Origin of the sequence: Aeromonas jandaei (genome assembly GCF_037890695.1) — a bacterium.
Classification (GTDB): Bacteria; Pseudomonadota; Gammaproteobacteria; order Enterobacterales; family Aeromonadaceae; genus Aeromonas; species Aeromonas jandaei.
This window is the reverse complement of record NZ_CP149571.1, coordinates 2,358,557-2,372,455: the sequence shown is the minus strand read 5'-3', so window position 1 is coordinate 2,372,455 and position 13,899 is coordinate 2,358,557. Positions and strand designations below refer to the sequence as shown.

General features: G+C 57.7%; 9 protein-coding genes. 6 read left to right on the top strand and 3 right to left on the bottom strand.

Annotation, left to right across the window (positions count from 1 at the left end):
* Positions 1-181: 181 nt before the first annotated feature.
* Together WE862_RS11395 and nagE are read right to left on the bottom strand one after the other, a co-directional pair.
* The gene (locus tag WE862_RS11395; protein WP_042032416.1) at positions 182-2,845 is read right to left on the bottom strand and encodes a beta-N-acetylhexosaminidase; all 2,664 of its coding nucleotides are present in this window, start codon (positions 2,843-2,845) and stop codon (positions 182-184) included.
* A gap of 122 nt (positions 2,846-2,967) precedes the next feature.
* Entirely contained in the window at positions 2,968-4,446 is a 1,479-nt protein-coding gene (nagE, locus tag WE862_RS11390) for an N-acetylglucosamine-specific PTS transporter subunit IIBC (protein WP_033113456.1), read from the bottom strand.
* Positions 4,447-4,718: 272 nt separating this feature from the next.
* Here nagE and nagB point away from each other — a divergent pair, with 272 nt between their 5' ends.
* Genes nagB through nagC form a run of 3 tightly spaced genes read left to right on the top strand, consistent with a single transcriptional unit; the run spans position 4,719 to position 7,893 of the window.
* Positions 4,719-5,519 carry a glucosamine-6-phosphate deaminase gene (gene nagB / locus WE862_RS11385; protein WP_005344421.1) on the top strand — a complete coding sequence of 267 codons (801 nt, stop codon included), beginning with the start codon at positions 4,719-4,721 and terminating at the stop codon, positions 5,517-5,519.
* 9 nt (positions 5,520-5,528) lie between these two features.
* Entirely contained in the window at positions 5,529-6,674 is a 1,146-nt protein-coding gene (gene nagA, locus WE862_RS11380) for an N-acetylglucosamine-6-phosphate deacetylase (protein ID WP_339058618.1), read from the top strand.
* Between the two features lie 4 nt (positions 6,675-6,678).
* Entirely contained in the window at positions 6,679-7,893 is a 1,215-nt protein-coding gene (gene nagC, locus WE862_RS11375) for a DNA-binding transcriptional regulator NagC (protein ID WP_033113459.1), read from the top strand.
* 69 nt (positions 7,894-7,962) lie between these two features.
* Here the strand turns inward: nagC and WE862_RS11370 are convergent, their stop codons facing one another.
* Positions 7,963-9,582, bottom strand: a complete 1,620-nt coding sequence (locus WE862_RS11370) for a phosphoethanolamine transferase (protein ID WP_042032414.1) — start codon at positions 9,580-9,582, stop codon at positions 7,963-7,965.
* 230 nt (positions 9,583-9,812) lie between these two features.
* Here WE862_RS11370 and WE862_RS11365 point away from each other — a divergent pair, with 230 nt between their 5' ends.
* The 3 genes from WE862_RS11365 to btsR all read left to right on the top strand — a co-directional run bounded on the left by WE862_RS11365 (position 9,813) and on the right by btsR (position 13,773).
* Positions 9,813-11,048, top strand: coding sequence for an HD-GYP domain-containing protein (locus WE862_RS11365; RefSeq protein WP_042032413.1), 1,236 nt, complete (start codon positions 9,813-9,815; stop codon positions 11,046-11,048).
* Between the two features lie 353 nt (positions 11,049-11,401).
* Positions 11,402-13,072, top strand: coding sequence for a sensor histidine kinase (locus WE862_RS11360; RefSeq protein ID WP_042032412.1), 1,671 nt, complete (start codon positions 11,402-11,404; stop codon positions 13,070-13,072).
* A complete protein-coding gene (gene btsR, locus WE862_RS11355; RefSeq protein WP_042032411.1) occupies positions 13,069-13,773 on the top strand; it encodes a two-component system response regulator BtsR in 705 nt (234 codons plus the stop codon). The genes WE862_RS11360 and btsR overlap by 4 nt, the downstream gene beginning before the upstream one ends.
* The last annotated feature ends 126 nt before the right edge of the window (positions 13,774-13,899 follow it).

Sequence of the window (13,899 nt, the reverse complement as noted above, 5' to 3'; positions counted from 1 at the left end):
TCACGCCGGATGTATAAAAAAGCCCCGCACTGGGCGGGGCTGAAAGTGATGAAAAACAAAACAGACAATACACACACAACAAAGGCTCACACGCACAGTCAACCTTTCCCAAATCCGATAGACCATCGCCCTTGGGAAAGGCGGGTCTTGCGACCCACCTTGCGTTACGGCATGTGTACTATCAGTTCAGCTCGGTGACGCGGCTGGTGCGCTTGCCATCGAAGCTGGTGGTACGCAGGTAGACCTTGCCATCAACGGCCGGCTTGGCTGCGGCGTCGTAGGCACTCCAGGTCTTGCCATCCAGGCTGTACTGGATGGGCAGGCCCGGCAGATCCACGTTCGCTTCCAGCACACCGTTCACCACTTTGGCACCCGGTACGGAGAGGCGGTATTCAACACCGGCCTGATCCAGTTTCGGCAGGACACGCTGACCCAGCACGTTGGCGAACTGGTTCCACTCTTTGTTCAGAGTGGCCTTGTTGACATGCTTGGTCTCGCCGGAGAACTCGCGACCTTTCACATAGTTCAGCTCGAAGCCACCCTTGTGCCATGCGCGCTCGGCCATGGAGAAGATACGCGGGTAAACCATGTACTCGTACTGAGCGTCGGTACGTACGGTTTCACTCCACTGCTGACCGGAAATGCCCTTGAACTTGACCGGATCCTGGTCACCCTTGGCCACGAAGGCGTTGCCGTCGCGATCAACCGAGGTCTCGGCGTTCTGCGGCAGGTTTTCCGGGGCGAAGGCGAACACCTTGCGGGTGTCGTTGAAACGGGTTGCCCAGTAGTAGCCACGCTCAGCCGGGTGCACCTCGTTCGGGAAGTCGAAGTAGAGGTAATCCGGGTTGGAGAGGACCACTTCGTAACCCTTGTGCGCCCACTTCATCGCTTCGTTGAAGCCACCCCAGTAGAGGGTTTCCCAGAAGTTGACACGGGTGTTGTCGGTGGCGAAGTCCTTGGCGCTGTTGGCGTACTTCAGACCATCTTCCCACGCCTGCAAGGTGGAGAAGCCGTGGCCCTTGACCATCTCGCCCACTTCCTTGGCGAAGTAAACCGGCAGCTCGGCTACGTCCTTGATCTTGCCATCGTCGATCATCTTCTGGCACATCGGGGACTTGCCAAACGGCTTGTCCTGCTTGCTGGAGTCGACATTGCCTTTCCATGCCACCAGCTCTTCTTTCTTGGTGACAGCCGGATCCTGATAACCACCGCCCTGCATGATGTTCTTCGCTTCGTCACCACCGTAGTGCCATGCGGTCAGCGGCTGGCCGGCGGCCTGATGCATCTGGGCAACTTCATCCATCACCTTGGCCACGAAGGTGGCAGCACCCGGCTGGCAAGGGTTGATGAAGGACATCTTGTCGTAGAACTGAACCGAGGTGACGTTGGAGGTATCAGCCGGGTCAGTCAGGCGGAACTGGTTGGCTTCGGCTTCTTTGCCTTCAGCCATCAGACGCTTGTAACGCGCTTCCATGGAGACCACGGCGGCACGGGCGTGCGCCGGCATGTTGATCTCGGGGATAACGGTCACACCGCGCGCTCTGGCATAACGCACCAGGTCGATATAGTCGGACTTGCTGTAGAAACCGGAGCCCTGGTTGTCGCTGGTCGGGCCGGAGCCCAGTTGCGGCAGCAGGCACTTGGTTTCGGAGAGATCGTGGCAACGCTGGCTACCGACCTGAGTCAGTTCCGGCAGGCCCGGGATCTCGAGACGCCAGCCTTCATCGTTGGTCAGGCCCAGGTGCAGCACGTTGAGCTTCATGGCAGACATCTGGTCAACCAGCTTCTTCATGGTCTCCAGGCTGCGGAAGTGACGAGCCACGTCGGTCTGCATACCGCGGTATTCAAAGCGCGGCGCATCTTCAACGGTCATCTGGCTAACCAGCTTGTCATTGACCCCCAGGAGGGAGATCAGGGACTGAGCACCCCAGTAGGCGCCTTCAATGTCGTGACCCTGGATAACAGTGCCTTTCTTGCCGATGGTCATGTCATAACCTTCGGCCTGCTTGAGCTTGCTGCCCAGCTTGATGGTGACCGGGTAGCCGGTGTCGGAGAGGGTAACACCCAGCTTGGTCAGTTGTGCTTTCAGGGCTTCGGCGCGATCGCTCGGCAGATCCAGGGCATTGAGTTTGATGGTGGAGAAGTCAACCTGCGGGCCAGCCTTGACCACCTGCTTCATCGGGGTCGGCAGGATCTGGTTATCGACCTTGCCAGCCGGCAGCAGGGTGCTGGTCTGGTTGGCAGCAAAACGGGTCTCGCTGTTCATCAGGATGTTCTTGTCATCCTTGATGCGCTTCCAGCCATCAGCCGGCATCGGCTTCTCGTAGGTGGTGGCATCGTCGATGTTGCTCATGCTGGCCAGCACTTTCGGCTCGGCACCTTCGCTGGCGACATACCAGTTCGGCATGATGTCAGATTCGAACAGTACCCAATATTCGACCACCAGCGGTACTTCGACGGTGGCATCCTTGGCGAACCCCTGGAACTTCTCGGTTGGCGTCAAACGATAGAGGTCGCCGGTCAGGTGAGTGATGGTGAACTGGTCGTTGTCCACACGCTGGATGCGGCGGATGGAGGAGACATAGATGCTCCAGTCCTTGGAGGTGACGTCAGCACCGGTGTTGGTCAGGTGCAGCTTGGCAACGCCACAGCTCGCCCACTCGGAGCCCAGCGCCTGGCAATCGAGACCGGCACCGGCGCCATCGTTGGTGACCACTTCATACTTGACCACCAGGTTGTTGGCGAGGGAGTCGACCACGGCTTGCTTGGCGGCATCGGCTGCCTGGACCTGGCTGACGAAAACGGTAGACATGGCAATGGCTAACAGAGAATGTTTCAAGTTCATAACTGCTGCTCTCATTTGAAGTAAAGGTTGGATTTTCTTGGCTTTTTTTATATGGGGCCCCGAGGCGGGGCCCTTAGTTATGTCAACAATGGACTTAGACTTGAGGTGAGCGAGTCGCTCGATTAACGCAGGGCTTTCATCTCACCGGCGATGATTTCGGCCAATGGGCCCAGAATCACCTGCAGGTTCTGCTCGCCGAGCTTGACCACACCGGCCGCACCCAGGGCTTTCAGCTTGCGCTCATCGACGATGCTGCGGTCTTTCAGGGTCAGACGCAGACGAGTGATGCAGGCATCGATTGTAACCAGGTTGTCCTGACCACCCAGCACTTCCAGATACTGCTTGGCCAGTTCGGTACGGTTGGTGGACTGGGCAACAGCCGGAGCAGCAGCTTCATCATCTTCACGACCCGGGGTTTTCAGGTTCAGCTTGGCAATGACTACGCGGAACACTGTGTAGTAGAGGCCGAAGAAGACCAGACCCTGAGGGATCAGCATGTACCAGTTGGTTGCCAGCGGGTTGCGGCTGGAGAGCACCATATCCACCAGACCGGCACTGAAACCGAAACCAGCCATCCAGTGCATGGAGGCAGCGATGAACACGGAGATACCGGTCAGCACGGCGTGGATGACATACAGTACCGGAGCTACGAACATGAAGGAGAATTCGAGCGGCTCAGTTACACCAGTGAAGAAGGAGGCAAAGGCAGCAGCGATCATGATGGACGCAACTTTCTCTTTGTTCTCTTTCTTGGCGGAGTGGTAGATGGCCAGAGCGGCACCCGGCAGACCGAACATCATGATGGGGAAGAAACCAGCCTGGTACATACCGACCACGCCTTTCACCTGATCCAGGCTCTTGCCAGCGGCCAGAGCGGCATCGATGGTAGCCTGACCACCCAGGAAGTTCGGGATATCGTTGATACCGGCCACGTTGAACCAGAACACGGAGTTCAGGGCGTGGTGCAGACCAATCGGGATCAGCAGACGGTTGAAGAAGGCGTAGATACCGGCGCCGGTGGAGCCCAGGCTCACAATGGACTCACCGAAGGAGACCAGACCACCGTAGATTGCCGGCCATACTGCCATCAGGATGAAAGATACGACGATCATCACGACGGAGGTTACGATCGGTACCAGACGACGACCGGAGAAGAAGGAGAGAGCCTTGTGCAGCTCGACGCTGCTGAAGCGGTTGTAGAGCTCAGCAGCGATAACACCACACAGGATACCCACGAACTGGTTGCTGATCTTGGCAAACGCGGCAGGAACCTGCTCCACCGGGATGCTCTTGATCTGGGCCACAGCGCCCGGGCTCAGCAGGGTGGTAACGACCAGGAAGCCGACCAGACCTGCCAGAGCAGCAGAACCGTCTTTATCCTTGGACATACCGTAAGCAACACCGACTGCGAACAGTACGGACATGTTATCGATAATGGCTGCGCCCGCTTTAATCAGGAAGGCAGCCAACGCGCTCTCACCACCCCAACCATTCGGGTCAATCCAGTAGCCAACCCCCATCAGGATCGCGGCGGCAGGCAATACCGCTACCGGCACCATCAGGGCACGGCCGATCTTTTGCAAATAACCGAGAATGTTCACGGTTCCTCTCCTTAGTTAATGTTTTTCTAGAAATTAAGTGCTTATCACGTTTGACGCATAAGCCATCAAGGCTTGATTTGCAGTCTAGGGCTTTTATTTCGCTGCGCAAATTAATAAACCGATAATCGTGATCGTTATCACCCAAACAAGATAAAGGTGGTGGATAGATGTGGCTTAGTTCGCAATCTTTATTTACGCTATAAAACAACTTGAATCCGTCTTAGCCCATTGCCACCGTCAAGCCGGTCGCAACCCGACACAGAGGTATCCATATGCGCCTGATCCCGTTGAAGTCCGCCAGCCAAGTAGGCCTGTGGTCTGCCCGTTACATCGTTGACCGTATCAATGCCTTCAAGCCGACAGCAGACCGCCCCTTCGTACTGGGCCTGCCCACCGGTGGCACTCCGCTCAATACCTACAAGCGTCTGATCGAGTTACACAAGGCTGGCGAAGTGAGCTTCCAGAACGTGGTCACCTTCAACATGGATGAGTACGTAGGCCTGCCGGAAGATCACCCGGAGAGCTACCACAGCTTCATGCACAACAACTTCTTCAGCCACATCGACATTCGTCCCGAGAACATCAACATTCTCAACGGCAATGCCGAAGATCTGGTGGCCGAGTGCAAGCGCTACGAAGACAAGATCAAGTCCTACGGCAAGATCCACCTGTTCATGGGCGGCGTCGGCAATGACGGCCACATCGCGTTCAACGAGCCGGCCTCTTCCCTCTCCTCCCGTACCCGGGTCAAGACCCTGACCGAGGATACCCGCATCGCCAACTCCCGCTTCTTCGGTGGCGATATGGAGCAGGTACCCAAGCTGGCGCTGACCGTGGGTGTCGGCACCCTGATGGATGCGGAAGAGATCATGATCCTGGTGACCGGCCACGGCAAGGCACTGGCTCTGCAGGCCGCCGTGGAAGGCAGCGTCAACCACATGTGGACCATCTCCACCCTGCAACTGCATCCGAAGGGAATGATGGTGTGTGACGAGCCCTCCACCATGGAGCTCAAGGTCAAGACCGTTCGCTACTTCCAGCAGCTGGAAGCCGCCAACATCGGCCGTCTGTAAGGAGCGCCCATGTACGCATTGACCAACTGCACTCTCTATACCGGCAGCTGCGTGCTGACCGGTTACGGGGTGCTTATCGAGGGCGACAAGATTGTCGCCATCTCCCGCGAGGCCGAGCTGCCTGCGGGTATCGAGCAGATTGACCTCAAAGGCGCCAATCTGACCGCCGGTTTCATCGACGTGCAGCTCAACGGCTGTGGTGGCGTGATGTTCAATACCGACATCACCACCGAGACCCTGGCCACCATGCAGGCGGCCAACCTGAAATCCGGTACCACCAGCTTCCTGCCGACCCTGATCACCAGTCCGGATGCGGACATGAAGCAGGCCGTCGCCGTCACCCGTGACTACATGGCCGCCCACCCCAACGAGGTGCTGGGTGTCCATCTGGAAGGTCCCTACACCAACCTCAAGCGCAAGGGTATTCACCCTGCCGCGCAAATCCGCCAGCCAGCAGACGAGATGATCGACTTCTTCTGCGCCAACGCGGACGCCATTGCCAAGATCACCCTGGCACCGGAGCGCAACGATTCGGCCCATGTTCGCCGTCTGGTGGATGCGGGGATCCTGGTCTCTGCCGGCCATACTGCAGCCAGTTACGATCAGGCTATGGCTGGTTTTGACAACGGCATTCGTTTTGCCACCCACCTCTACAACGCCATGACCCCGACCCTCAACGGTCGCGAGCCGGGTGTAGTGGGCGCCATTTATGATCGCAAGGATGTCTACGCCGGTGTCATCGTCGATGGCCACCATGTGCACTGGGCCAACGTGCGTCTGGCACACAAAATCCTTGGTGAGCGACTGGTACTGGTCACCGATGCCACTGCTGCGGCAGGGGCGCCGGAAGGGTTTGAGAAATTTGATTTTTGTGGCACCACCGTCTTTTTGCGCGATGGTCAGTGCATTGACGAGAATGGTACACTCGGCGGTTCCTCCCTCACCATGATTGAAGGGGTGGAGAATCTGGTCAAGCAGGTCGGATTACCGCTCGATGAAGCACTGAGAATGGCCAGCCTCTATCCCGCGCGCGCCATTGGATGGGACTCACGTCTCGGTAGTATCCAGGTCGGTAAAGTAGCCAACCTCACTGTCTTCGATCAGGACTTCACGGTCGCGTGGACCGTGGTTAACGGACACTACACACAACAGTGACATCATGACTGGCGGACAAATAGCAAACGTAGATCTTATCAAGCAGGTCAACAGTGCAGCCGTATATCGGCTCATCGACCTGCAAGGCCCCATCTCGCGGGTCAAAATTGCCGAGTTGAGTCAGCTGGCTCCGGCCAGCGTGACCAAAATAACCCGGCAACTGATCGAGCATGGCCTGATCAAGGAGACCTCTCCGCAAGCCTCCACCGGCGGGCGGCGAGCCATCTCGCTGACCACCATCAAGCATCGCTTTCAGTTTGTCTCCGCCAAGCTGGGCCGTGGCTACCTGCAGCTGAGTCTCTATGATCTCGACGGCAAGGAGCTCGACCAGCACGTCATTCAGGTGACCGAGATCGACCAGCAGCCCGTGGTCGACATGCTGCTGCGGGAAATTGGCGCCTTCATCGACGCCAACGCCGAGCGCAGCCGCAATCTCATCAGCATCGCCCTCACCATGCCGGGTCTGGTCAATCCGGAATCCGGCATGGTCATCTATACCCCCAAGTACCAGATCCGCAATCTGGGACTGGCCAAGCTGCTTGAAAACCACTTTAACCTCCCCTGCTACGTGGGCAACGACACCCGCTCGCTGGCGCTGGCCGAACACTTCTTCGGCGAGTCCCGCGACTGCATGGACTCGATTCTGGTGAGCGTCCACCAGGGCACAGGCTCCGGGATCATCACCAAGGGTCAGGTGTTCCTCGGCCAGAACCGCAACGTCGGCGAGATCGGCCATATCCAGGTCGAGCCGCTCGGCAAGCGCTGCCACTGCGGCAACTTTGGCTGCCTCGAGACCATCGCCTCCAACGAAGCGATCATCGACAAGGTGAAGGAGCTTATCAGCCGCGGCCACCAGAGCTCGCTGCAGGAGAAGCACATCACCATTCAGGAGGTGTGCAAGGCGGCACTGGCGGGGGACGAACTGGCTCGCAGCGTCATCGAGAACGTCGGTGAGCATCTGGGACGGGCGGTAGCCATCACGGTCAACCTGTTCAACCCGCAAAAGGTGCTGATCGCCGGCGAAATCACCGCAGCCGAAGAGATCCTCTTCCCGGCTATCCGCCGCTGCGTAGAGCACCAGTCCCTGCCGAGCTTCCACCGTGGTCTGCCCATCGTGAAAGCACGCTTCCAAAACCAACCAACCTATGGCGGCTTTGCGCTGGTTAAACGTGCCCTGCTGGAGGGAGATCTGCTACAGATCATCATGGAGCAGAAGTAAGGTTTATCCTTTTGCAATAAAAAACGGCAGCCACTGGCTGCCGTTTTTTATTGGGCGAATCTCGCCCCCTCATGACTGACTTCTGCAGGCTTTGAACAGATCAAGCTCCCCGTCGTAGACCTTGGTCTGCACATCCATGATCCCCAGCATCGAGTGGAACAGGTTGTCGTGGGAGAAGCGCTTGCTGCTCGCCTCCCCGGCCAGGCAGCTCATATCCAGCTGACGGTCGGCCACCATTTGCGGAGAGAGCCAGGTCAGCAGGGGGACTTTGGTCTGATCGTCCGGCGCGAACTTGTAGGGTGTGCCGTGCAGATAGAGCCCCATGGCTCCTAGCGACTCACCGTGATCCGAGAGGTAGAGCAGGCCGGTGTTGTACTGGCTCTCCAGAGCCTTGAGCTTGTCGATAAGCTGCGCCACCACCTTGTCGGTATAGCGGATAGTGTTGTCATAGGTGTTGACCAGCTCCTCGTCGCTGCAGTTTTCAATGTCGCTGCGCGGACAGTCGGGCACGAATACCCGATCAGTGGCAGGATAGCGGCGATAGTAGGTCGGGCCATGACTCCCCATCAGGTGAAAAACCACCAGCTTGTTGCCCTTCATTCGGGCGATCTGCTGATCCAGCCCCTCCAGCAGTACCTCGTCATAACAGGAACCATCCTTGCAGAACGCCGGATAATCCTTTGGCGCTATATCGATGGTCGGCACATTGCGGCATACCCCCTTGCAACCGGCATCGTTGTCCTTCCAGAGCACCGAGATACCGGCATGCAGCAGCACATCGAGCAAGCCATCCTGAGCGTTCGCCTGCTGCTCGTCATAGCCACGGCGAGTCAGGTTGGAGAACATGCAGGGCACCGAAACCGCGGTGGCGGTGCCGCAGGAGCGCACATCCCGAAACGAGACGATCCCTTCCTCTTTGTCGGTAAAGCTGTTGGTCGGTTTGCCATAACCGTTGAGGGAGTAGTTTTTGCTGCGCGCCGTCTCCCCCACCACCAGAAACATCAGGGTCGGTTTATCCCCTTTGGCGATGACTTTGGCATCAGTCCCCAACGGTTGATAAGGAATGGGGGTGGCAAATACCACGTCGCGGGCATATTTGTAGATGCCGTTGACATAGTTGGCCGGCACTATCTGCTTGCCCAGGATCCGGTGATTGCGGCCGATCGAGACGTAATCCTGATAGTAAAGAGCCGCCACGCCTCCCACGAACAACAGCGAGAGGACCAGTGTGCCAGCCCTGATGGCCAGCCCCTTGTACCAGTTGGCCGGATAGCGCACCTTCAGCGACCAGAGCACCAGCATGGGCAACACGCCGGTCAGCAGGAACCAGAGCACGACCGGCACATTCAGGTAGGAGGTCGCCTCGCTGTTGTTGGTCTCCACTATGTTCTGGATCATGCTGGCATCGAAGATGACGCCGTACTTGAGCATGGCGTAACTGACGATGGAGCCCGTCAGGATCAACAGCGAAAAGAAGGGTTTGAGCAACCAGCGGAAGGTAAAGGGGATAAAGACAGCGTTGAGTGCGGCAAGCAGCACCAGAGGAACCGAGATAACGAAACCGGCCCGGACATGTTCCAGACCACTGATAACAGAATAAAAACGAAGAAAGAAAGGCCAGTTCAGCACCAGTGCGAAAAAGAGCACCAGCAACAAATTCACCTTCATCACACCGAGCGTGATGCGCATAGAAGACTCCTGAATGCCGGACGACACAATAAATGGCGGGGCAACACTACCAGAAACAGTGCCGCCAGCGTAGAAGGCAAAAATTAAGCGTGAATTAAGAGATAACGCAGCGCCCCGTGCGCATCATCACAGCCTCGCATCCAGTCAGCCGTTACCTTGGTTTTTTTGTTGTCTATCCATCGGATTTTGCTAGCTTGTTGGGTAGGCATTCAAGAAATGCGAGTTCATCAATGGCACTGATCGAAGCCTCTATAGAACAGCTGAGGGTTGGCCACTTTATCCATCTTCCCACCGGATGGACAAACCATCCTTTTATGTTCAATGCCTTCAAGATCAAGGATCAGCAGCAGCTGGACATCATTCGCCACCTTGATCTGAACCTCATGATGGTGGACCCCGACAAGAGCGACCTGCCGATCGAGCCGCTACTGCGCGGCGATGTGCCCGATGCTGGCCCCGACCTCGAAGAGCTGGAAGAGCTGATCGCCTCAGGCCCGCCCCCCTTTGATGAGAAAGCCTTCCGCCGCTCCATGCGTGCCGCCGACAAGGCATTTGGCCAGTCGATGAGCGAGCTGCGCGACGCATTGGGCTCCCTCAACCTGAAGCCGGACGAGGGGCTGGCCAATACCGCCCAGATTGTTCGCAATGCCGCCCTCCAGCTCAGTCAGCATGAAGGGCCGCTTGGACTGCACCTGATCCGCAACCCCCACACCGACATTTTGCTGCAACACAGCCTCAACGTGGCCTTTATCGCCATGCTGATGGCACGCGAGCTGGGCATGAACCCCATTGAACTGGAAGAGACCGGTCTGGCCGGACTTATCCACGATATCGGCGAGCTCAAGATACCGAGCCAGATCATCCAGAAGCGTGGTGAGCTCAGCAAGGCAGAGCAAAATTTTCTCAACATGCACCCGCAATACGGGCTCGATATGCTGACCCAGCTCAATGCCTTCGAGCCCAAGATCCGTCAGGTGGCACATCTGCATCATGAACGGCTCGACGGCAGCGGCTATCCGCTGGGGATCAAGGGAGGGGAGATACCACCGCTGGCACGTCTGATTGGACTGGTGGACTTTTATGACGAGCTGTTGCATCCGCGCAGCAGCGCCAATCCGGCGGCGCCCAGCCAGGCCATCAGCCAGCTCTACAAACTTTCCCAGAAGAAGTTCGATCAGACGCTGGTCAAGCTGCTGGTCAAGGTGCTGGGGGTTTATCCACCGGGATCGCTGGTGAAACTCTCGGACGAAACGGTGGCGCTGGTGTTGTCCACCGAACCGACCATGCCGCTCAAACCGAAAATTCTCACCTATATCAAGGGACAGCGCCCGGAAGCCGTACCGATGATCGATCTGCGCGAGGACGAGCGCACCATCACCGCCTTTATCAAGCAGGAAGAGCTGGATGAGGGGCAACGGCTCTTCTTCAATCTGACCCGTCGCTTCTGTTACTACTTTGCGTTTTGAGTTATCCCCAGAAGCTGGGGATAACTCATTGGACAAACCGGAATAATTGCTCGAAGACCCGCCGAAAGGTTGTCATCTGACCATGTATAAAAAACGCCCAGCCATTGGGCCGGGCGGAGCATGCCACCTCCGTGTGGCGTATCCAGCGGATACATTCATGCTCCATCCACCAATACCAACCCCGGTGCGCTTACACAAATATCAATTTAACTTGCTGATTTAATATGGTTTTATCCATCCGTTCTGGCAAACTGGCAGACCGTGCCGCCCCGTTCAGCCGCCAGAACAAGATCCTGATCACACTTATGCACGGGCTGGCGATTATTTCACCCGACTTATGAGGAGCGTTTTTTATGCAGTTGGTCCTCTCCTTGCTGCAGCAGATGAGCGTCAGTCTGGTAATCGCCTACCTCTTTTCCAAAAGCCCGCTGCTGCGACCGCTTGCCAACTATTCTGTCAGACTACCTCACAAGGTACTGATATACATTATTTTTTCCAGCTTTTGCATCCTTGGCACCTATGTCGGCCTCGACATTGATGACGCCATCGCCAACACCCGGGCCGTCGGTGCCGTACTGGGCGGCTTGCTGGGCGGTCCGCTGGTGGGATTTCTGGTCGGACTGACCGGGGGTTTGCATCGTTATACCCTGGGAGGATTCACCGATCTCGCCTGCGCCATCTCCACAACCTGCGAAGGGCTCTTGGGCGGCATAGTGCACTGGCGTCTGATGCGGGCCGGCAAGATGGATGCACTGTTCGAGCCTCGCATCGCCTTCTTTACCACCCTCTATGCCGAAATCCTGCAGATGGTCATCATCCTGCTGGTGGCGACCCCGTTCGACAAATCCCTGCTGCTGGTGCGCACCATTGCCACCCCGATGATTTTGGCCAACTCCTGCGGCGCGGCGCTCTTTATCAGCATGATCCGCGATCAACAGCAGATGTATGAGAAGTTCTCCCGGGTCTTCTCCGCCAAGGCGCTCAATATCGCCAACCGCACCGTGGGGATCATGAGTCAGGGCTTTACCCCCGAGGCGAGCCACAAGATAGCCCGCATCATTCAGGAGGAGACCGGCGTCGGCGCCGTGGCCATTACGGATACCGACAAGATCCTCGCCTTTATCGGCACCGGCGAAGATCACCACTTGCCGGGCACGCCCATCACCTCGGCTATTACCATGCGCGCCATAGAGCGCAACAAGGTGTTGTTCGCCGATGGCAATGCTCAGCCCTATCGCTGCAGCCTTTCGCCTCAATGCCAGTTGGGCTCGGTGCTGGTGATCCCGCTGCAGGGGGACAAAGGGGTGATCGGCACCATCAAGCTCTACGAGCCCAAAAAGCGGCTCTTTCTCAAGATCAACCACACCCTGGGGGAAGGGATCGCCAACCTGCTGTCACAGCAGCTGCTGGCCGGTCGGCTGGAGCAGCAGCAGCGGCTGCTGGTACAGTCCGAACTCAAACTGATCCAGGCCCAGATCAATCCCCATTTTCTGTTCAATACCCTCAACACCATTAGCGCCATCACCCGCCAGGATCCGGGCAAAGCGCGGGATCTGCTGCTGCATTTGTCACGATTTTTCCGCAAGAATCTCAAGCGCCAGAGCGGCCTTACCACCCTGCAGGAGGAGCAGGAGCACTGCCGCTCCTATCTGGAGATCGAGATGGCTCGCTTTGGTGATCGGCTGACGGTGCAAAACGATATTCCGGCCCATCTGGCCACGCTGCAGCTGCCGAGCTTTACCCTGCAGCCCCTTATCGAAAATGCCATCAAGCATGGCATCTCCACCCTGCTGGATAAGGGGTGCCTGCATCTCTACACGGAAGAGACACAGGAGACAGTAACCATCCATGTGGAGGACAACGCCGGTGCCTGGCAGCCGCGCCCGGCCGGGGATGGACTGGGAATGACCATAGTTGATCGGCGTCTCAAGAGCGCCTTTGGCGAGCGCTACGGGGTGACCGTGAGCTGCGAGCTGGAACAGTGGACGCGCGTCTCCGTCACCTTGCCCAAGGAGCAACCATGATCCGGACCCTGATAGTCGATGATGAACACTACGCCCGCGAAGAGCTGAAACAGCACCTTGCCTGTGATCCCGCCATCGAGATAGTGGGGGAAGCAGGGAATGCCATCGAGGCGTTGCCGCTTATTCAGCGTCTCAAGCCAGACGTGGTCTTTCTCGATATCCAGATGCCCAAGCTGAGTGGCATGGAGCTGGTCGCCATGCTCGACCCCCTACCCCGCATCGTCTTTGTCACCGCCTTTGACGAGTACGCCATTCAGGCCTTCGAGGAGAACGCCTTCGACTACCTGCTCAAGCCGGTGGAACCGGCGCGGCTGGCCAAGACCCTCGCCCGTCTCAAGCAGGATATCTCCCCGCAACCGGTCGAAGCGCTGGCCCCCGCCATCCGCCATATTCCCGGCTATCTGCACAACCGGGTACGGCTGCTGCCCATCGAGCAGGTGGAGTATGCCTTCTCCGATCTGGGCGGCGTTCATGTCGCCTGTCAGGGCGAGCTGTTCCACACCCAGCTCACCCTCAAATCCCTGGAGGAGAAGAGCCCGCTGCTGCGCTGCCACCGTCAGTATCTCATCGCCCCTGACGCCATCTTCGAGATCCGGCTGCTCGATAACCAGCTGGCGGAGATCGTCACCCCGAGCGGCGCCCGGGTACCGGTCAGCCGCCGCTACCTGAAAGAGCTGAAGGAGCGACTAGGGCTGGAGTGAACTGTGGAGTGTGCGCCGGATCACAGCCGCCGACCGTTCGGCACGCCATGGCGCCGCTCAACTTTTTTCACCTGCCATTAACAGCTCAACGTCCTAGAGTGGCTGCGCACACCTAAAAATAACAAT

Excerpts from the sequence above, each read along its gene's own strand:
- nagB (WP_005344421.1), top strand. The coding sequence starts at position 4,719 with ATGCGCCTGATCCCGTTGAAGTCCGCCAGCCAAGTAGGCCTGTGGTCT.
- nagC (WP_033113459.1), top strand. The coding sequence starts at position 6,679 with ATGACTGGCGGACAAATAGCAAACGTAGATCTTATCAAGCAGGTCAAC.
- btsR (WP_042032411.1), top strand. The coding sequence starts at position 13,069 with ATGATCCGGACCCTGATAGTCGATGATGAACACTACGCCCGCGAAGAG.
- WE862_RS11360 (WP_042032412.1), top strand. The coding sequence starts at position 11,402 with ATGCAGTTGGTCCTCTCCTTGCTGCAGCAGATGAGCGTCAGTCTGGTA.
- WE862_RS11395 (WP_042032416.1), bottom strand. The coding sequence starts at position 2,845 with ATGAACTTGAAACATTCTCTGTTAGCCATTGCCATGTCTACCGTTTTC.
- nagA (WP_339058618.1), top strand. The coding sequence starts at position 5,529 with ATGTACGCATTGACCAACTGCACTCTCTATACCGGCAGCTGCGTGCTG.
- WE862_RS11370 (WP_042032414.1), bottom strand. The coding sequence starts at position 9,582 with ATGCGCATCACGCTCGGTGTGATGAAGGTGAATTTGTTGCTGGTGCTC.
- WE862_RS11365 (WP_042032413.1), top strand. The coding sequence starts at position 9,813 with ATGGCACTGATCGAAGCCTCTATAGAACAGCTGAGGGTTGGCCACTTT.